Source organism: Streptomyces albiflavescens (assembly GCF_014645835.1).
Classification (GTDB): domain Bacteria; phylum Actinomycetota; class Actinomycetes; order Streptomycetales; family Streptomycetaceae; genus Streptomyces; species Streptomyces albiflavescens.
The window spans coordinates 387,720-404,701 of record NZ_BMMM01000007.1 but is presented as its reverse complement, the minus strand read 5'-3'; the positions used below and the strand labels follow the sequence as shown (position 1 = coordinate 404,701).

The following is a 16,982-nucleotide window of genomic DNA, read 5'->3' as shown; positions in this document are numbered from 1 at the left end:
GACGCGAAAGCCTAATGGTCGCCGGAGCGGGCGCGTCCGTCGTGCCCATTCCGTGGATTCAGGGGCATGCCGGAAGCGACCTCCAGACGGACGCCGTCGCGCAGCTCCAGGAACTGGCCCAGCGGGTCGTCCGACACCCGGTCCCAGGGGAACGATGTGGCGTACGGACCGATCAGGCGGAGCTGTTCCAGGGCGTCCGTCCAGCGCTCCAGCCTGATCAGCACGTAGGTGAGGAGGTTGCGGACCTCCGCGGGCCAGGCATCGGCGGCGCCGTACGTCGCGGAGACCGCGATCGCGAGGTCGGCCGCCGCGTCGAGGCGCTCGCGCGGCACCGCGGCACCGCCGCCCTCGGTCAGATAGGCGAAGGCCGCGCGCATCGGCAGCGCCTGCACCAGGGAGCCCGGCAGCGCGTCCTGCGCCGCTCGCTCGGCGAAGTCGAAGCACTCGCGGTGCGAGCCGTACCAGGCGGCTGACAGGTACTGCAGGGCGGCTACATGGCAGCCGTAGTGGTGCGGGGAGCGCCGTACGGCCTCGCCCCACAGCTTCTCGAACTCGGTGTGCCCGGCGTGCGTGCCCCGGGCGTGGTCGAGCGCGATCCGCCAGGGCACGGGATCGCGTGGGTCGCCCTCGGCGGCGGCGACGATCAGCGGGCCGACCTGGCGCAGCAGCTCGGCGCGGGCGGGCGACTCCCAGCCGCGGCGCACCGCGACCTCGGCCTTGACGAGCAGCGCGTCCGGATCGTGCGCCGAGGCGTCCTGCCACTCCCGGAGCCACTCGTCCCGGGAGCGCGCGAAGGTGGCGAGGCGCATCGCGTACCGGTCGCGGTTCTCCCACTCGGCGGCTTCTCGCGTGGTGGCCAGCAGCTTGGCGGCGGGGCCGTACTCGCCTCGGCCCGCCGCGACGAGCGCGGGACCGAGCCGCTCGTCAGGGGCGTCGAGCAGTACCTCGTCGTCGGTGGGCAGTCCGTCGGCGAGGCGCGAGGTGTTTCTGACCATCCGGGCCGTACGGATGAACGCGCGCAGCAGAGCCATGGTGAAGACCATTGAAATCCGCAGGTCGGAGCTGTGCCAGAGGTGTGCGGTGACGCTTTCGTAACCGTCGATTGGTTGTATGCCGGGCGGTCAAGGGGGAGTAAAAGCTGACTGTTGTTCCACTGTTCGATATCTGTGCGGGAAGCGGCCGCTTCGGCCGCGAGCCGCGCGGGAAGCCGTCCCTTCAGCCGCGAGCTGTGAGGGCAGCTTCCGCGTCAGCCGTGAGCCGTGCGGGAAGCCAGCACCTCAGCCGCGCCGCAGCAGCCGTGTCGCCCCCGCCGCCACCGTCGTCGCCAGGATCCAGCCGAGGAGGATCACCACGGCGGCCAACCACTGCCAGCCGCCGCGCAGCTGCCAGAAGCCGACCTGGCCGAGGTCGATGACCGGCAGCAGCAGGTCCAGGGCGAACAGCGAGGCGTTCCACGGGGGATGCCCGTCGTTGTTGATCGGCGGATGGCTGGCGTGTGAAAAGGCGATCGACGTCGCCGCCCACAGCACCGCCATCCACAGCGCGGCCCGCCCGGGCCGGTACCCGTAGGCGACCGTCCAGTCCTGCGCGTACCCCCAGAGCTTGGCGGCGAGCGGCAGGGTCTCGCGGCGGCGGCGCTGCTTGGCGAGCAGCACCTCGCGCGCGTCCTCGTCCTCTCCGGAGTTGCGCAGCACGGTGGCGAGGCGCTCGTACGGCTCCGGGTTGTACTCGGCGGTCGCCGCCGTCACCCACTCCAGCCGCCGGGTCAGCGGGAACGCGCCCTGCGGTACGAGGCTCTCGTAGACGAAGCCGCCCATGTGGAGGCTGCCGGGCCCCGGCCAACTGGACGCGCTGTCGACCAGGTTGACGATTCGCGCGCCCGACAGGACCACCTTGCCGCGCTCGGGTCTCTCCCCGAGGAAGCGCAGCTCGGGCGTCTGGACGCGGCGCAGTGACAGCTCCTGGTCGTCGTCGAAGGTGAAACGGGCCTGCTCGAAGTCGACCGCGTCCCCGAAGCGCCCGTCGTCGAGGCGGATCCCGCCCTGGCACTCGAACCGCTGGACCAGCGTGCCGCGCGCCGGGGTCGTGCCGCTGGTCAGCAGCGGATTGCCGACACCCGCGGGGGTCATGTAGAGCGTGCGGTTCACGGTGAGCTGGGGGGCGTTCAGGGCGAGGCGTGTGTAGGGGTTGTTCAGCTTGCTGCCGCGCAGGCTCAGCGAGACACCGACGGTCGCGCCGCGCAGGCTCAGCTCACCGTGCGACTCCAGCATCTCGGCCTGGAGGTCCTGCCCCACGGTCATGCCGTCGCAGGTGAGCGAGCGCCCGCGCCGGTCCCGGTAGACCACGGCCTGGTTGAGCAGCAGATCCGTGCCGATGTGCGCGTCGGTCAGCCGGACGCCGTTGTGGAACCGGCAGCGCGGCAGATGCAGATCGCCCTCGGTGTGCACCCGGGCCGCCTCCAGGCGCGGCACCGAGCAGTCGACCAGGCGCACGGTCTGGAACCGTGCCTCCGGCAGCAGGATCTCCTTCTCGAACCGGCACCCCTTCATCTCGACGTACGGCATCACGGTGCCGCCCGCGAGATCGAGGACGTCGGTGATCTGCACGCCGGTCAGCTTCAGGGAGGAGACCCGGCCCTGGAGTGCGGGAGGGCCGTCGAGCAGCAGCCACGCCACGATCCGTGCCCGGACGCTGCGCTCGGGGCCCCAGGGATGGCCCCCGTGCGGATCGTCGACGGTCGTGTCCCTGCTGCGCAGGTCGTACACGCTGCCGTTGCGGAAGGCCTGCCACATCCCGGCTTCGGCGGCGGTCAGTTCGTCCGGCAGGTCCCCATTGCGGATGCCGGCACCCTCGGTCACGGCACTTCCCTTTCTCCCCAGCTACTCGCGGGTTTCGTACAACCGTCCAATGCCCGCTCAGTGACGGCCCGAACGCTACTGGTGAAGGGGATCTTCCGCGGAACCGAAGGTGGCCGGTATCAGCCACTGACCAGCCGGATCAGGGCGTCGGTCGGCCACGGTTCCCGGCGTCGGTCAGCCGGCAGTTCCCGGCGTCGGGTCGGCCACGGTTCCCGGCGTCGGTCAGCCACGGTTCCCGGCGCTGTGTCGGCCACGGCTCCAGGCGTTGTATCAGCCATTGATACAGCCGTCCGGCGTCTTATCGCCGTCTGAGAGAATTGGGACCGTGATCTCCCGAATCGATCTGCGCGGCGACGCCCTCCCCGAGGGCTCCGCCTTGCGCGACCTGCTGCCCCGAGCCGACTTCGACGTTCAGGCCGCCCTGGAGAAGGTGCGTCCGATCTGCGAGGCCGTGCATCATCGGGGCGACGCGGCGCTGATCGACTACGCGGAGCGGTTCGACGGGGTCCGGCTGGAATCCGTACGGGTGCCCGCGCAGGCGCTCGCCGACGCGCTGGAGGCGCTCGACCCGGCCGTGCGCGCCGCCCTGGAGGAGTCCATCCGCCGCGCCCGTCTCGTCCACCGCGAGCAGCGCCGTACGACCCACACGACCCAGGTGGTGCCCGGCGGGTCGGTGACGGAGAAGTGGGTGCCGGTCGACCGGGTGGGGCTGTACGCGCCCGGCGGTAGGTCGGTCTATCCGTCGTCCGTGGTCATGAACGTCGTCCCGGCCCAGGAGGCCGGCGTCGGGTCCATCGCGCTCGCCTCCCCGGCCCAGGCCGACTTCGGGGGCCTGCCGCACCCGACGATCCTCGCCGCGTGCGCGCTCTTGGGCGTCGACGAGGTGTACGCGGCCGGCGGCGCGACCGCCGTCGCGATGTTCGCGTACGGCACCGAGTCCTGCGCCCCCGCCAACATGGTCACCGGGCCGGGCAATATCTGGGTCGCCGCCGCCAAGCGTTACTTCACCGGCAAGATCGGCATCGATGCCGAGGCCGGGCCGACCGAGATCGCCGTCCTCGCGGACGCGACGGCCGATCCGGTGCACGTCGCCGCCGACCTGATCAGCCAGGCCGAGCACGACCCCCTCGCCGCGGCCGTCCTGGTCACCGACTCCGTGGAGCTGGCGGACGCGGTCGAGAAGGAGCTGGAGCCGCAGGTCGCGGCCACCAGGCACATCGACGACCGGATCGTCCCGGCGCTGGCCGGCAAGCAGTCCGCGATCGTCCTCGTCGACGGCATCGAGGAGGGCCTGCGGGTCGTCGACGCGTACGGTGCCGAGCACCTGGAGATCCAGACCGCCGACGCCGCCGTGGTCGCCGACCGGGTGAAGAACGCCGGCGCGATCTTCATCGGGCCCTGGGCGCCCGTCTCGCTCGGCGACTACGCCGCCGGGTCCAACCACGTGCTGCCCACCGGCGGCTGCGCCTGCCACTCCTCGGGCCTGTCCGTCCAGTCCTTCCTGCGCGGCATCCACATCGTCGACTACACGAAGGACGCGCTGGCCGACGTGGCGCATCACGTGGTGACGCTGGCGGAGGCGGAGGACCTGCCCGCGCACGGCGCGGCGATCAAGGCTCGTTTTGGCGGAGCCGAACAATGGGCTCAGCGGTTGGAAGGTTCCTGAAAGCAAGTGACTGGCATCGACGATCTCCCCGTACGGGACGAGCTGCGCGGCAAGTCCCCCTACGGCGCGCCCCAACTCGACGTCCCCGTACGGCTGAACACCAACGAGAACCCGTACCCGCTGCCCGAGCCGCTCGTCGAGCGGATCGCCGAGCGGGTCCGCGAGGCCGCCCGCGACCTCAACCGCTATCCCGACCGGGACGCGGTGGAGCTGCGCACCGAGCTGGCCAAGTACCTGACGAAGACCGGCAACCACCGGGTCGGCATGGAGAACGTCTGGGCGGCCAACGGCTCCAACGAGGTCATCCAGCAGCTGTTGCAGACCTTCGGCGGGCCGGGCCGTAAGGCGATCGGCTTCGAGCCCTCGTACTCCATGCACGCGCTCATCGCGCGGGGCACGGGCACGGCCTGGATCTCGGCCCCCCGGAACGAGGACTTCACGATCGACCGGGCCGCCGCCGAGCGGGCCATCGCCGAGAACCGCCCGGACGTCGTCTTCATCACCACCCCCAACAACCCCACGGGCAACGCGGTGCCGCGCGAGACGGTCCTCGCGCTGTACGAGGCCGCGCAGGCGGCCAAGCCGTCGATGGTCGTGGTCGACGAGGCGTACATCGAGTTCAGCCACGGCGACTCGCTGCTGCCGCTGATCGAAGATCGGCCGAATCTCGTCGTGTCGCGGACGATGTCGAAGGCGTTCGGCGCGGCCGGGCTGCGCCTCGGCTATCTCGCCGCGCACCCGGCGGTCGTGGACGCGGTCCAGCTCGTACGGCTGCCCTACCACCTGTCGGCCGTCGCGCAGGCCACGGCGCTGGCCGCCCTGGAGCACACCGACACGCTGCTGCAGTACGTCGAGCAGCTGAAGGCCGAGCGGGACCGGCTGGTCACCGAACTGCGTGCGATCGGGTACGAGGTGACCGAGTCGGACGCGAACTTCGTGCAGTTCGGGCGATTCGAGGACTCCCACACCACCTGGCAGAAGATCCTCGACCGGGGCGTCCTGGTCCGGGACAACGGCGTGCCGGGGTGGCTGCGGGTCTCCACCGGAACCCCCGCCGAAAACGACGCGTTCCTCGACGCGGTACGTGAACTGAAGAAGGAGCAGAGCGCATGAGCCGCGTAGGGCGTGTCCAGAGAACGACGAAGGAGACGTCGGTCCTCGTCGAGATCGATCTCGACGGGTCCGGCAAGGTCGACGTGTCGACAGGCGTCGGCTTCTACGACCACATGCTCGACCAGCTCGGCCGGCACGGTCTGTTCGACCTGACCGTGAAGACCGAGGGCGACCTGCACATCGACTCGCACCACACCATCGAGGACACCGCCCTCGCGCTGGGCGCCGCCTTCAAGCAGGCGCTCGGCGACAAGGTGGGGATTTATCGATTCGGCAACTGCACGGTCCCGCTGGACGAGTCGCTGGCCCAGGTGACCGTCGACCTCTCGGGCCGCCCGTACCTCGTGCACACCGAGCCCGAGAACATGGCGCCGATGATCGGCGAGTACGACACCACGATGACCCGGCACATCCTGGAGTCCTTCGTCGCCCAGGCCCAGATCGCGCTGCACGTGCACGTGCCCTATGGGCGCAACGCGCACCACATCGTGGAGTGCCAGTTCAAGGCGCTGGCCCGCGCGCTGCGCTATGCCTCCGAGCGCGACCCGCGCGCCGCCGGAATCCTCCCCTCCACGAAGGGCGCGCTGTGAGCGGAGCACGCGCGGCCGCCGCGCCGCAGACGACTGGGGGTACCTCCCAGGCCCTTGAGGCACTGGGGGAGATGCCCACCCCGCCGCGCCGCGCGGGCGCAGAAGCGAACGGAAAGACACTGTGACCGGCCTGTCGAGCATCCTGATCGTCGTAGGACTCTTCCTCCTCGGCGGCATCTACTCCTTCGTCAAGCAGCAGATGCCCAAGAGCCTCATCGTGCTGCTCTCCATCGGCGCCGCGATGTGTCTGGTCGCGGGCGTCATGAGGCTGGAGGTGTGGAATTGAGCGCATCCAAGAAGGTCGTCGTCTTCGACTACGGCTTCGGTAACGTCCGCTCCGCCGAGCGCGCCCTCGCACGCGTGGGTGCCGACGTGGAGATCACGCGCGACTTCGACACGGCCATGAACGCGGACGGCCTGCTGGTGCCCGGCGTCGGCGCCTTCGCCGCCTGTATGAAGGGCCTGAAGCACGCCCGCGGCGACTGGATCATCGGCCGCCGCCTGTCCGGTGGCCGCCCGGTGATGGGCATCTGCGTCGGCATGCAGATCCTCTTCGCGCGCGGAATCGAGCACGGCGTGGAGACCGAGGGCCTCGACGAGTGGCCCGGCACGGTCGAGCCGCTGCAGGCCGACATCGTGCCCCACATGGGCTGGAACACGGTCGAGGCGCCTGCGGGGTCGCAGCTCTTCGCGGGGCTCGAGGCCGACGCGCGCTTCTACTTCGTCCACTCGTACGCCGTCCACGACTGGTCCCTCGAAGTCGCGAACCCGGCGATGCGAGCGCCCCTGGTCACCTGGTCGACGCACGGCAAGCCCTTCGTGGCAGCCGTCGAGAACGGCCCCCTGTGGGCCACGCAGTTCCACCCCGAGAAGTCCGGCGACGCCGGAGCGCAGCTGCTGAACAACTGGATCGGAACCCTCTGATGGCTTCGAAGCTCGAACTCCTCCCCGCCGTCGACGTCCGCGACGGCCAGGCCGTCCGCCTCGTCCACGGCGAGTCCGGGACCGAGACGTCCTACGGCTCTCCTCTCGAGGCCGCCCTCGCCTGGCAGAGCGCGGGCGCCGAGTGGCTGCACCTGGTCGACCTGGACGCCGCGTTCGGCACCGGCGACAATCGCGCGCTGATCGCCGAGGTCGCCAAGGCGATGGACATCAAGGTGGAGTTGTCCGGCGGCATCCGCGACGACGACACGCTCGCCGCCGCACTCGCCACCGGCTGCACCCGCGTGAACCTCGGCACCGCCGCCCTGGAGACCCCCGAGTGGGTCGCCAAGGTCATCGCCGAGCACGGCGACAAGATCGCGGTCGGCCTCGACGTACGCGGCACGACGCTGCGCGGCCGCGGCTGGACCCGCGACGGCGGCGACCTCTACGAGACGCTGGAGCGCCTCGACAAGGAGGGCTGCGCGCGGTACGTGGTGACCGACATCGCCAAGGACGGGACGCTCCAGGGCCCGAACCTGGAGCTGCTGAAGAACGTGTGCGCGGTGACGGATCGCCCGGTGGTGGCCTCGGGCGGGGTGTCCTCGCTGGACGACCTGCGCGCCATCGCCGAGCTGGTGCCCCTCGGTGTCGAGGGCTCCATCGTCGGAAAGGCCCTGTACGCCAAGGCGTTCACGCTGGAAGAGGCACTGGAGGCGGTAGCCCGGTGAGCGACGTACGACGCGTCACGACCGGCGCGCCCTGGGAAGACGCCTTCGGCTACTCCCGCGCGGTGGAGCTCCCGAACGGCCTGGTGCTGGTCTCCGGCTGCACCTCCGTGATAGACGGAGCGATCGTCGGGGGCGACCCGTACGAGCAGGCGGTCAACTCGTTCAACGTCGCGATCCAGTCGCTGGAGCAGCTCGGCCTCGGCCGCGCCGACGTCGTCCGTACGCGCATGTACATCACCCATGCCCGGGACGTGGAGGAGGTCGGACGCGCCCACAAGGAGCTGTTCGACGACGTCCGTCCCGCCGCATCCATGATCATCGTCTCCGGCCTCGTGGACCCGCGGCTGGTGGTCGAGGTCGAGGTCGAGGCGTTCCGAGGAGCGCAGTCATGACCCTTGCCGTACGAGTCATCCCCTGCCTGGACGTGGACAACGGCCGGGTCGTCAAGGGCGTCAACTTCCAGAACCTGCGGGACGCGGGCGACCCGGTCGAAATGGCCAAGGTGTACGACGCCGAGGGTGCCGACGAGCTGACGTTCCTGGACATCACGGCGTCCTCCGGCAACCGCGAGACCACGTACGACGTGGTGCGCCGTACGGCCGAGCAGGTCTTCATTCCGCTGACCGTGGGCGGCGGCGTCCGTACCGCCGAGGACGTGGACAAGCTGCTGCGGGCGGGCGCCGACAAGGTCGGGGTCAACACGGCCGCGATCGCCCGGCCGGATCTCATCCGTGAGATCGCGGAGCGATTCGGGCGGCAGGTGCTGGTGCTGTCGGTGGATGCCCGGCGTACCGAGAGCGGCTCCTTCGAGGTCACCACCCACGGCGGGCGCAAGGGCGCCGGTATCGACGCCGTCGAGTGGGCGCACCGGGCGGCGGAGCTGGGTGCGGGGGAGATCCTGCTCAACTCGATGGACGCGGACGGCACGAAGGACGGCTACGACATCGAGATGATCGAGGCCGTACGCAAGCACGTGACCGTGCCGCTGATCGCCAGCGGCGGTGCGGGGCGGCTGGCCGACTTCCCGCCGGCCATCGCCGCGGGCGCCGACGCGGTGCTTGCCGCGTCGGTCTTCCACTTCGGGGATCTGCGGATCGGTGAGGTGAAGGAGACGTTGCGGGGGGCGGGACATCCCGTTCGCTGACGTCCGTCTTTTCGAAGGGTATCGCTGAGCCCCGGTCACTGGGTGACTGGGGCTTTGCTCTGGGCTGATGTGAAAGAGAAGTTGCGCAATTTTTATTGCACAATTTTTCTTTCGTATCTAGCGTGGGGGACATGGCAAGCAAGGAGAACCGCCGGATCACCGACATGGGCACGCTCAAGGCGATCGCCCATCCGCTGCGGATGCAGCTGTACCGTGCCCTGTTCGTCGCGGGCTCGGCCACCGCCTCGCAGTTGGCCGAGCAGGTCGACGAGGCCCCCTCGCTGGTCAGCTATCACCTGCGCAAGCTCGCCGAGCACGGGCTCATCGAGGAGGCCGAGCCACAGAGCGAGGACGGCCGCGAGCGCTGGTGGCAGCCCGCGTCGGACGGTGTGAGCGTCCGCGACGAGGACTTTCGGGGCGCGCCCGAGACGGCGGCCGCGCACACCGCGTTCTCCCGGCTCCTCGTCGACCAGCGCGCCGACCTCTACCGGCGCTACCTGGACGAGCGCCACGCCTGGGGCCCCGAGTGGAGCACCGCCGCCTCCGACTCCGAGTCCACACTCCGGCTGACGGCGGCCGAACTGGCCGCGCTCAACGAGGAGTTGCTCACCGTCGTCAGGAAGTACGACGCGAAGGGTCGCGAGGACGAAGCGGCCGGTGACACCGAAGGGCGCGAGAACGTCGCGCTGCATCTGTACGGCTTCCCGTTCCGCGCCTGACTCAGCGTCTGAGAGGACCTGGCTCCGTGACCACGACCGCCGTACCTCCGGCCTCCGCCCCCACCATCGACAGACCCGCCCACCGCGACGGCAACGTCCTGCGCTGGCTCGGTGCCTACACCTCGTCGATGATCGGCGACAACGTCTTCTACATCGCGTTGTCCTGGGCTGCCGTCCAGGCGGGCACGCCCTCGCAGGCCGGACTTGTGATGGCCGTGAGTGCCGTACCGCGTGCCCTGCTGATGCTGGGCGGTGGCGTGGTCGCCGACCGGTTCGGTCCGCGGAAGGTCGTCATCGGCAGTGACGCGGTGCGCTGCGCGGCCGTCCTCACGGTGGCCGCGCTGCTGTTCGCGACCGGCCCCGGGCTGTGGTTGCTGGCCCTGCTCGCCATCGTCTTCGGTACCGTCGACGCCGTCTTCATGCCCGCCGTGGGTGCCCTCCCGGCCCGCGTCACCGGCCGCGACCAGCTCGCCCGGGTGCAGGGCATGCGGGGCCTCGCGATCCGCTTCGCCAACGTGGTGGGCGCACCGCTCGGCGGCCTCGGCGTGGCGCTCGGGGGTTCGGCGGCGGCGTTCGGGCTCGCGGGCATGCTGATCGCCGTGTCGGTGCCGCTGCTGATCTCCGTACGGATGCGGGAGCTGCCCGCCGACGACGCACCGGACAAGGCCGGCCGGATGCGGGAGCTGCCCGCCGACGAAGCACCGGACAAGGCCGGCCGCACCGCCTGGCGCGACTTGCGGGACGGCCTGCGCTACATCCGCGGCCACCGGGTCCTCGCCCCGCTCATCGCCGCCATCGCGCTCGGCGACCTCGGCTTCGTCGGGCCGCTGAACGTGGGACTCACCCTGCTGGCCGACCGGCGCGGCTGGGGCGCGTCCGGGATGGGCTGGGTCGTCGCCGCGTTCGGGACCGGCGCGGGAGCCGCCGCGCTGCTGCTCACCCTGCGCGGGCGGCTGCCGCGCGCGGGGAGCCTGGCCGCCGTGGCCATCCTGGGGGGCGCGGTCGCGATCGGCGCGCTCGCCTTCGTGCCGACCGTCGCCGCGGCCGTCTGCGTCGCCCTCGTGATCGGGCTGCTCGCCGGGCTCAGCGGCGCCCTGTGCGGAGCGCTGCTGCAGACCCAGGCGGACCCCGCCTACCTGGGCCGGGTCAGCGCCGTCTCCGGGATCGTCAGCCTGGGCCTCGCCCCGCTCAGCATGCCGCTGACCGCCGCCGCGATCGGCTGGTGGGGCACCGGGCCCGTCTTCGTCACCAGCGCCGCGGTGTGCGGGCTCGGCGGGGTCCTCGCCCTGTGCGTCGGACCCCTGCGCCGGGCCGAACTCCCCGCGTAGCGGTCAGATCCCCAGCTGCTTCGTCTCGTGCAGCTTCGCGATCGCGTCCTTGTCGCCGTCCAGCTCCACGTCGGCCGCCTTCTGCCGCCCGAGCGCGAACATCAGCAGCTCCGAGGGCTCGCCGGTCGCCGTCACGACCGGCGTGCCCTTGTGTGCGACCGCCGTCTGGCCGTCCGGGCGGCGCAGCACGAGCCCGGTGGGGGCACCGCGGCCGGTCAGCCGGGCCGTGCGCTCCAACCGGGACCACAGTGCGTCCTGGAAGACCCCGTCCAGCTCGCGCGGCGTCCAGTCGGGCTGCGCCCGCCGTACGTCCTCGGTGTGGACGTAGAACTCGACGGTGTTCGACGCCTCGTCGATCTGCTTCAGCGCGAACGGCGAGAAGCGCGGCGGGCCGGTGCGGATCAGCTGGATCAACTCCTCGTACGGCTTCTCCGCGAACTCCGCCATCACGCGCTCCAGACGCGGTGCCAGCTGCTTGATCAGGATCCCGCCGGCGGCGTCGGCGCGGCGCTCGCGCACCACCACGTGCGCGGCGAGGTCCCGGGTGTTCCAGCCCTCGCACAGGGTCGGGGCATCCGGTCCCACCGCTTCCAACAGATCGGCCAGAAGGAGTCGTTCACGCTTGGCATGGGTCGACATGTGAATCAGCCTACGACCGCCCCACTGGTCCGCCCAGTGGACGACGGCACGGAGGGCCTGTGGAGGGCGGCGAGACCCGGCCTGTGGACAACGGTGAGGTCCGGCCTGTGGACAACCGCGGGCCACGTCCGTGCGGCGCGGCACAATGGCACCCATGACCAGCACGCCTTCGACCAGTACGCCTCCGCAGGGCAGGCCCAGCGGCCTGGACCCCGAGATCGCCGCGCGCCTCAAGCGCAGTGCCGACGGGCTCGTCCCCGCCATCGCCCAGCAGTACGACACCGGCGAGGTGCTGATGCTCGGCTGGATGGACGACGAGGCGCTGCATCGCACGCTCACCACGGGCCGCTGCACCTACTGGTCGCGCAGCCGAGGGGAGTACTGGGTCAAGGGCGACACGTCCGGCCACTTCCAGCACGTGAAGTCCGTGGCCCTGGACTGCGACGCCGACACGGTCCTGGTGAAGGTCGACCAGGTGGGCGCCGCCTGCCACACCGGCGCGCGCACATGCTTCGACGCCGACATCCTGACCGTACTCGAGGGCGCCGAGTCCGACGTACAGCCCCTGGATCAGTAAGGTCAGCCGCCATGGACCTTGAGACGTTCCGCAAGCTGGCCACCGACCGCCGTGTGATCCCCGTCAGCCGCAAGCTCCTCGCGGACGGCGACACGCCGGTCGCGCTGTACCGCAAGCTCGCCGCCGAGCGCCCCGGCACCTTCCTCCTGGAATCCGCGGAGAACGGTCGCTCCTGGTCCCGCTACTCCTTCGTGGGCGTCCGCAGCCACGCCACCCTCACGGAGCGCGACGGGCAGGCCCACTGGCTCGGTACGCCTCCCGTCGGCGTCCCCGTCGACGGCGATCCGCTCGCCGCCCTGCGCGCCACCATCGAGGCGTTGCACACTCCGCACGGCGAGGGCCTGCCCCCGTTCACCGGCGGCATGGTCGGCTATCTGGGTTACGACATCGTGCGCCGCCTGGAGAGGATCGGCCCCGGGGAGCGGGACGACCTGAAGCTCCCCGAACTGACCATGCTGCTCACCAGCGACCTCGCGGTCATGGACCACTGGGACGGCTCGGTCCAGCTGATCGCCAACGCGATCAACCACAACGACCTCGACACGGGCGTCGACGAGGCCTACGTGGACGCCGTCGCCCGTCTCGACGCCATGGAGGCCGACCTCTCGCGCGCGGTCTCGCAGCCGCCGGCCGCGCTGCCGCCCTCCGAGCTCCCCGAGTACACCGCGCTCTGGGGCGGCCCCGATTTCCAGGACGCCGTAGAGGACGTCAAGGAGCGCATCCGGGCGGGCGAGGCCTTCCAGGTCGTCCCCTCCCAGCGCTTCGAGACCCCGTGCACGGCCAGCGCGTTGGACGTGTATCGCGTGCTGAGGGCGACCAATCCCTCCCCGTACATGTACCTCTTCCGCTTCGAAGGCTTCGACGTCGTCGGCTCCTCCCCGGAGGCCCTGGTCAAGGTCGAGGACGGCCAGGCGATGGTGCACCCCATCGCGGGCACCCGGCCGCGCGGCGCCACCGTCCAGGAGGACCAGGCCCTCGCCGACGAGCTGATCGCCGACCCCAAGGAGCGCGCCGAGCACCTGATGCTCGTCGACCTGGGACGCAACGACCTCGGCCGGGTCTGCGAGCCCGGCTCCGTAGAGGTCGTCGACTTCATGTCCATCGAGCGGTACTCGCACGTGATGCACATCGTGTCGACCGTGACCGGGCGGGTCGCGGCGGGCCGCACGGCCTTCGACGTGCTGACGGCCTGCTTCCCGGCAGGCACCCTCTCCGGCGCCCCCAAGCCGCGCGCGATGCAGATCATCGACGAACTGGAACCGTCCAGGCGCGGGTTGTACGGCGGCTGCGTGGGTTATCTGGACTTCGCGGGCGACTCCGACACCGCCATCGCCATCCGTACGGCCCTGCTGCGGGACGGCACCGCGTATGTGCAGGCGGGCGCCGGAATCGTCGCCGACTCCGACCCCGTCGCGGAGGACAACGAGTGCCGGAACAAGGCGGCTGCGGTGCTCCGCGCGGTGCACACGGCCAACCGGCTCGGGCAGTAGACGGCCAACTGCCCCCGGTACTGGGACGAGAGTCACGTGAACCCCGGGTGACGGTTCGCCCGGGGTTCAGGCGATAGTGGAGTACGTGACTGCTGTACCTCAACCCCGATCCGAGGCCGCCGGGCCCGCCCGGTCCGGCCGCCGCAGCCTCGGCGTCGCCCTGCTCAGCGGCGCGCTCGGCGCGGCCGTGGCCCTGCTGTCCACCCGGCAGAGCTGGTCGGAGGGCACCGCGACGGTGGCCGGCGGCGCCTTCCCGCTGACCGCCAAGGGCAGCGACGTCACGGGCGTGCCCGCGGCGCTCGCCATAGTGGGCCTCGCCGCGCTCGTCGCCGTCTTCGCCGTACGCCGCTCCGGCCGCTTCCTGGTCTCCGCGCTGCTCGCGCTCTCCGGCGCGGGCACGGTCGTCGCGGCCGTGCTCGGCGCGAGCGACAGCTCGGCGCTCGACGAGAAGGCCGCGGCGGCCTCCGGCGACACCGCCGCCACCGCGGACGCGCTCAGCCACACCGCCTGGCCGTACGTCGCGGCCGCGGGCGGGGCGCTGATCCTCCTCGCGGGACTGCTCGCGCTTCGCTACGGACGAGTGTGGCCCGCGATGTCGGGCCGCTACGAGCGCGACGGGACGCCTCGGCCGCGCAAGGCCAAGCCGGTCGACCCGGACCGCCCCGAGGACCTCTGGAAGGCGCTCGACCGCGGCGAGGACCCGACGGGGCCGGACCCGGCCGGGACCTAGATCCAGCCGGGCCCAAGAGGGCCCGACGGACCCGGTCACGGGACCGGCCCAACGGACCGGCTCAGGACTTAACTCCTGCCGTCCCCGCGTCCGCAGGGACCTTCGCCCCAGGACTTACGTCGTGACGTGGCGGAACCGACGCGTAAGCGGAGACCCCCCGCTCACGGCACGGGCGCTTGTACGGGACAATGGACATCGAGTGTCCGACTCACACACGCACACAGCAACGAGGAGCAAGTCATGGCGGGCAGCAGCCACGGTCACACCCCGGCCGCCTGGACCGGTGTCATCATCGCCTTCATCGGTTTCTGCGTGGCGGGCGCCTTCATGGTGATGGCCAACCCGCTGGGCTTCTGGGCCGGCATGGTCATCGTCGCCCTCGGCGGTGTCGTCGGCCTGGCGATGCGGTCGGCGGGCCTGGGCCAGCCGAAGAACACGCACGGGCAGCCCGCGCGCCAGGTCGGCGAGACCGTGGGCGCCGAGAGCTGATAGCCCTCAGCGCTTCGTGAGAGGCGGCCCCGGCGCACCTGCCGGGGCCGCCTCTCCTGTGTGCGAGGCGGGCGCGGCACGCGGGGGAGGGGCAGAATGCGTGGGGTGAACGCCGAAACCCAGAGGGTGACGCGGGACGCGGGCCCCGCCGTGCTGCGGCGGATCGTCGTCCCCGCCGGGGTACTCGCGTCCGTCGTGGGCGCCTTCGCGTACGTAGGGGCTGTCGACCCCAATCAGCCCGGGCACTATCCGGTCTGCCCGCTGCTGCGCTTCACGGGCCTGTACTGCCCCGGCTGCGGTGGCCTCCGCAGCGCACACGCCTTCGTGCACGGGGACTTCGCGGCGGCGCTCACCGACAACCCGCTGGCCGTCGCGGGATACCTGGTCTTCGCCGTGGTGTGGACCGTCTGGATGGTCCGTTCGGCGCGCGGACGGCCGGTGCGGCTGGATCTCGGGCCGGTCCACCTGTGGAGCGTGGGCGCGTTGGTGCTGGTCTTCACCGTTGTCCGGAACCTACCGTTCGGCGGCTGGTTGCATCCTTGATCAAGTGGCAAACGTCCAGGTAGTGGGACCGGCGTCAACCGGATGTGAGGGCTACGCCTTCCTCCGGATACCATCGCAGTGACCCGTCTTTTCCGTCCGAGGCGGTGAACCCGGGTCAGCTGCTCAACCGCTTCAACTGTCCACCGCAGGGAAGGGGGCCGCTCGCGTGAGTGTGCTCGACGAGATCATCGACGGAGTCCGTGCCGACCTCGCGGAGCGGCAGGCGCGCGTCAGCCTCGACGAGCTCAAGGAGCGCGCGGCGAAGGCTCCGGCCGCCAAGGACGGAGTGGCCGCCCTGCGCGGTGACGGCGTCAAGGTCATCTGTGAGGTCAAGCGCTCCAGCCCGTCCAAGGGCGCGCTCGCCGCGATCGCCGACCCGGCCGCTCTGGCCGCGGACTACGAGGCGGGCGGCGCGGCCGTCATTTCCGTCCTCACCGAGCAGCGCCGATTCGGCGGCTCGCTCGCGGACCTGGAGGCCGTCCGCGCCCGCGTGGACATCCCGGTCCTCCGCAAGGACTTCATCGTCACGTCGTACCAGCTGTGGGAGGCCCGCGCGTACGGCGCCGATCTCGCGCTGCTGATCGTGGCCGCCCTCGACCAGTCGGCCCTGGAGTCCCTCATCGAGCGCGCCGAGTCCATCGGGCTTACGCCGCTCGTCGAGGTGCACGACGAGGACGAGGTCGAGCGGGCGGTGGACGCCGGCGCGAAGGTGATCGGCGTCAACGCGCGCGACCTGAAGACGCTGAAGGTCGACCGCTCGACCTTCGACCGTGTCGCCCCCGAGATCCCGGCCCACATCGTCAAGGTCGCCGAGTCCGGTGTCCGCGGTCCGCACGACCTGATCGCGTACGCCAACGCCGGCGCCGACGCGGTCCTGGTGGGCGAGTCGCTCGTCACCGGACGCGACCCGAAGACGGCGGTCGCCGACCTGGTCGCGGCCGGGGCCCACCCCGCGCTGCGCCACGGACGGGACTGACCCGCCGGTGCCCACGCCGCCCCCCGCCTCCGCCGCTCCCCGTCCGGGCCTGAGCCCCGACGGTGGCTCGGCGTGCACGGGGTGGGCGGCGCCGGGCTTGGGCGCCGTGCCGGTCCCGGTCGCCGCGGCGGCCAGGGATCCCTATGCCCGCCTTGCCCGCGGCTGTCGTCCGCGGGGCTGCCGGGCGCCAGCACGGCGTGTGCACGGGCGCCGGGTCCGCTATGTCATCGGGGATGAGCCGGGGCAGGTCAACGGCATGCGATGGCCCGAGCGCGTACGCGCGCTCGCGCTCTCTCCGGCCGAGTTCATCCTGCGGGTGAGCTGAGCCGAGTCGGGCACCCGTCGGTCCACGCAGCGGGACTTCTCGCCGTTGCGGCGGGGAGAACTGCCTGCGTCCACCTGGGGGCGGCTCTGCCGCCCGGCGGGGCCGGGCGGTTCAGTCGAGGGTGCCCCCAGGAGGGGCCCGGT

General features: G+C 71.4%; 20 protein-coding genes. 17 read left to right on the top strand and 3 right to left on the bottom strand.

All coding sequences use genetic code 11. From position 1 onward, the window contains the following. Positions 1-11: 11 nt before the first annotated feature. Together IEY95_RS21615 and IEY95_RS21610 are read right to left on the bottom strand one after the other, a co-directional pair. Positions 12-1,031, bottom strand: coding sequence for a hypothetical protein (locus tag IEY95_RS21615; RefSeq protein ID WP_189187722.1), 1,020 nt, complete (start codon positions 1,029-1,031; stop codon positions 12-14). A 246-nt stretch (positions 1,032-1,277) separates the two neighbouring features. After that, positions 1,278-2,858 (bottom strand): oxidoreductase, encoded by a 1,581-nt coding sequence (locus IEY95_RS21610; protein ID WP_189187721.1) that lies wholly within the window; start codon positions 2,856-2,858, stop codon positions 1,278-1,280. A 325-nt stretch (positions 2,859-3,183) separates the two neighbouring features. Between IEY95_RS21610 and hisD the strand changes: the two genes are divergently transcribed. The 10 genes from hisD (at position 3,184) to IEY95_RS21560 (ending at position 11,070) form a co-directional block, all read left to right on the top strand. Then, on the top strand, positions 3,184-4,524 hold the full coding sequence (gene hisD, locus IEY95_RS21605) for a histidinol dehydrogenase (RefSeq protein ID WP_189187720.1): 1,341 nt from the start codon (positions 3,184-3,186) through the stop codon (positions 4,522-4,524). 6 nt (positions 4,525-4,530) lie between these two features. Next, complete coding sequence (locus IEY95_RS21600) at positions 4,531-5,637, top strand: histidinol-phosphate transaminase (RefSeq protein WP_189187719.1); 1,107 nt, start codon at positions 4,531-4,533, stop codon at positions 5,635-5,637. Next, positions 5,634-6,227, top strand: coding sequence for an imidazoleglycerol-phosphate dehydratase HisB (gene hisB, locus IEY95_RS21595; RefSeq protein WP_189187718.1), 594 nt, complete (start codon positions 5,634-5,636; stop codon positions 6,225-6,227). The genes IEY95_RS21600 and hisB overlap by 4 nt, the downstream gene beginning before the upstream one ends. A 121-nt stretch (positions 6,228-6,348) precedes the next feature. Beyond that, on the top strand, positions 6,349-6,513 hold the full coding sequence (locus IEY95_RS21590; protein ID WP_189187717.1) for a CG2302 family histidine operon protein: 165 nt from the start codon (positions 6,349-6,351) through the stop codon (positions 6,511-6,513). Next, positions 6,504-7,151, top strand: coding sequence for an imidazole glycerol phosphate synthase subunit HisH (gene hisH, locus IEY95_RS21585; RefSeq protein WP_189187716.1), 648 nt, complete (start codon positions 6,504-6,506; stop codon positions 7,149-7,151). Before IEY95_RS21590 ends, hisH begins: the two co-directional genes overlap by 10 nt. Beyond that, on the top strand, positions 7,151-7,879 hold the full coding sequence (gene priA, locus IEY95_RS21580) for a bifunctional 1-(5-phosphoribosyl)-5-((5-phosphoribosylamino)methylideneamino)imidazole-4-carboxamide isomerase/phosphoribosylanthranilate isomerase PriA (protein ID WP_189187715.1): 729 nt from the start codon (positions 7,151-7,153) through the stop codon (positions 7,877-7,879). Before hisH ends, priA begins: the two co-directional genes overlap by 1 nt. Next, complete coding sequence (locus IEY95_RS21575) at positions 7,876-8,271, top strand: RidA family protein (protein ID WP_189187714.1); 396 nt, start codon at positions 7,876-7,878, stop codon at positions 8,269-8,271. Before priA ends, IEY95_RS21575 begins: the two co-directional genes overlap by 4 nt. After that, entirely contained in the window at positions 8,268-9,023 is a 756-nt protein-coding gene (gene hisF, locus IEY95_RS21570) for an imidazole glycerol phosphate synthase subunit HisF (RefSeq protein WP_189187713.1), read from the top strand. Before IEY95_RS21575 ends, hisF begins: the two co-directional genes overlap by 4 nt. A gap of 131 nt (positions 9,024-9,154) precedes the next feature. After that, complete coding sequence (locus IEY95_RS21565) at positions 9,155-9,742, top strand: ArsR/SmtB family transcription factor (protein WP_189187712.1); 588 nt, start codon at positions 9,155-9,157, stop codon at positions 9,740-9,742. A gap of 26 nt (positions 9,743-9,768) precedes the next feature. After that, positions 9,769-11,070 (top strand): MFS transporter, encoded by a 1,302-nt coding sequence (locus IEY95_RS21560; RefSeq protein WP_268240492.1) that lies wholly within the window; start codon positions 9,769-9,771, stop codon positions 11,068-11,070. A 3-nt stretch (positions 11,071-11,073) separates the two neighbouring features. On the opposite strand, the gene IEY95_RS21555 is transcribed toward IEY95_RS21560, so the two are convergent. Then, a complete protein-coding gene (locus IEY95_RS21555) occupies positions 11,074-11,709 on the bottom strand; it encodes a TIGR03085 family metal-binding protein (protein ID WP_189187711.1) in 636 nt (211 codons plus the stop codon). Positions 11,710-11,863: 154 nt separating this feature from the next. Here IEY95_RS21555 and hisI point away from each other — a divergent pair, with 154 nt between their 5' ends. The 7 genes from hisI to trpM all read left to right on the top strand — a co-directional run bounded on the left by hisI (position 11,864) and on the right by trpM (position 16,839). After that, complete coding sequence (hisI, locus tag IEY95_RS21550) at positions 11,864-12,286, top strand: phosphoribosyl-AMP cyclohydrolase (protein ID WP_189187710.1); 423 nt, start codon at positions 11,864-11,866, stop codon at positions 12,284-12,286. An 11-nt stretch (positions 12,287-12,297) separates the two neighbouring features. Then, positions 12,298-13,776 (top strand): anthranilate synthase component I, encoded by a 1,479-nt coding sequence (locus IEY95_RS21545; RefSeq protein ID WP_189187709.1) that lies wholly within the window; start codon positions 12,298-12,300, stop codon positions 13,774-13,776. Positions 13,777-13,852: 76 nt separating this feature from the next. Next, the gene (locus IEY95_RS21540) at positions 13,853-14,506 is read left to right on the top strand and encodes a TIGR02234 family membrane protein (protein WP_189187708.1); all 654 of its coding nucleotides are present in this window, start codon (positions 13,853-13,855) and stop codon (positions 14,504-14,506) included. 240 nt (positions 14,507-14,746) lie between these two features. Further along, complete coding sequence (locus IEY95_RS21535) at positions 14,747-14,995, top strand: HGxxPAAW family protein (RefSeq protein ID WP_189187707.1); 249 nt, start codon at positions 14,747-14,749, stop codon at positions 14,993-14,995. A gap of 96 nt (positions 14,996-15,091) precedes the next feature. Continuing rightward, complete coding sequence (locus IEY95_RS21530) at positions 15,092-15,538, top strand: DUF2752 domain-containing protein (RefSeq protein ID WP_189187706.1); 447 nt, start codon at positions 15,092-15,094, stop codon at positions 15,536-15,538. 166 nt (positions 15,539-15,704) lie between these two features. Then, positions 15,705-16,514 (top strand): indole-3-glycerol phosphate synthase TrpC, encoded by an 810-nt coding sequence (trpC, locus tag IEY95_RS21525; RefSeq protein WP_189187705.1) that lies wholly within the window; start codon positions 15,705-15,707, stop codon positions 16,512-16,514. Between the two features lie 97 nt (positions 16,515-16,611). Beyond that, positions 16,612-16,839, top strand: a complete 228-nt coding sequence (trpM, locus tag IEY95_RS50405; protein WP_373294507.1) for a tryptophan biosynthesis modulator TrpM — start codon at positions 16,612-16,614, stop codon at positions 16,837-16,839. Positions 16,840-16,982: the final 143 nt, after the last annotated feature.

Coding starts and splice junctions, on each gene's coding strand:
- priA (WP_189187715.1), top strand. CDS start 7,151: ATGGCTTCGAAGCTCGAACTCCTCCCCGCCGTCGACGTCCGCGACGGC.
- IEY95_RS21530 (WP_189187706.1), top strand. CDS start 15,092: ATGCGTGGGGTGAACGCCGAAACCCAGAGGGTGACGCGGGACGCGGGC.
- hisI (WP_189187710.1), top strand. CDS start 11,864: ATGACCAGCACGCCTTCGACCAGTACGCCTCCGCAGGGCAGGCCCAGC.
- IEY95_RS21555 (WP_189187711.1), bottom strand. CDS start 11,709: ATGTCGACCCATGCCAAGCGTGAACGACTCCTTCTGGCCGATCTGTTG.
- IEY95_RS21535 (WP_189187707.1), top strand. CDS start 14,747: ATGGCGGGCAGCAGCCACGGTCACACCCCGGCCGCCTGGACCGGTGTC.
- IEY95_RS21545 (WP_189187709.1), top strand. CDS start 12,298: ATGGACCTTGAGACGTTCCGCAAGCTGGCCACCGACCGCCGTGTGATC.
- IEY95_RS21615 (WP_189187722.1), bottom strand. CDS start 1,031: ATGGCTCTGCTGCGCGCGTTCATCCGTACGGCCCGGATGGTCAGAAAC.
- hisB (WP_189187718.1), top strand. CDS start 5,634: ATGAGCCGCGTAGGGCGTGTCCAGAGAACGACGAAGGAGACGTCGGTC.
- hisF (WP_189187713.1), top strand. CDS start 8,268: ATGACCCTTGCCGTACGAGTCATCCCCTGCCTGGACGTGGACAACGGC.
- IEY95_RS21565 (WP_189187712.1), top strand. CDS start 9,155: ATGGCAAGCAAGGAGAACCGCCGGATCACCGACATGGGCACGCTCAAG.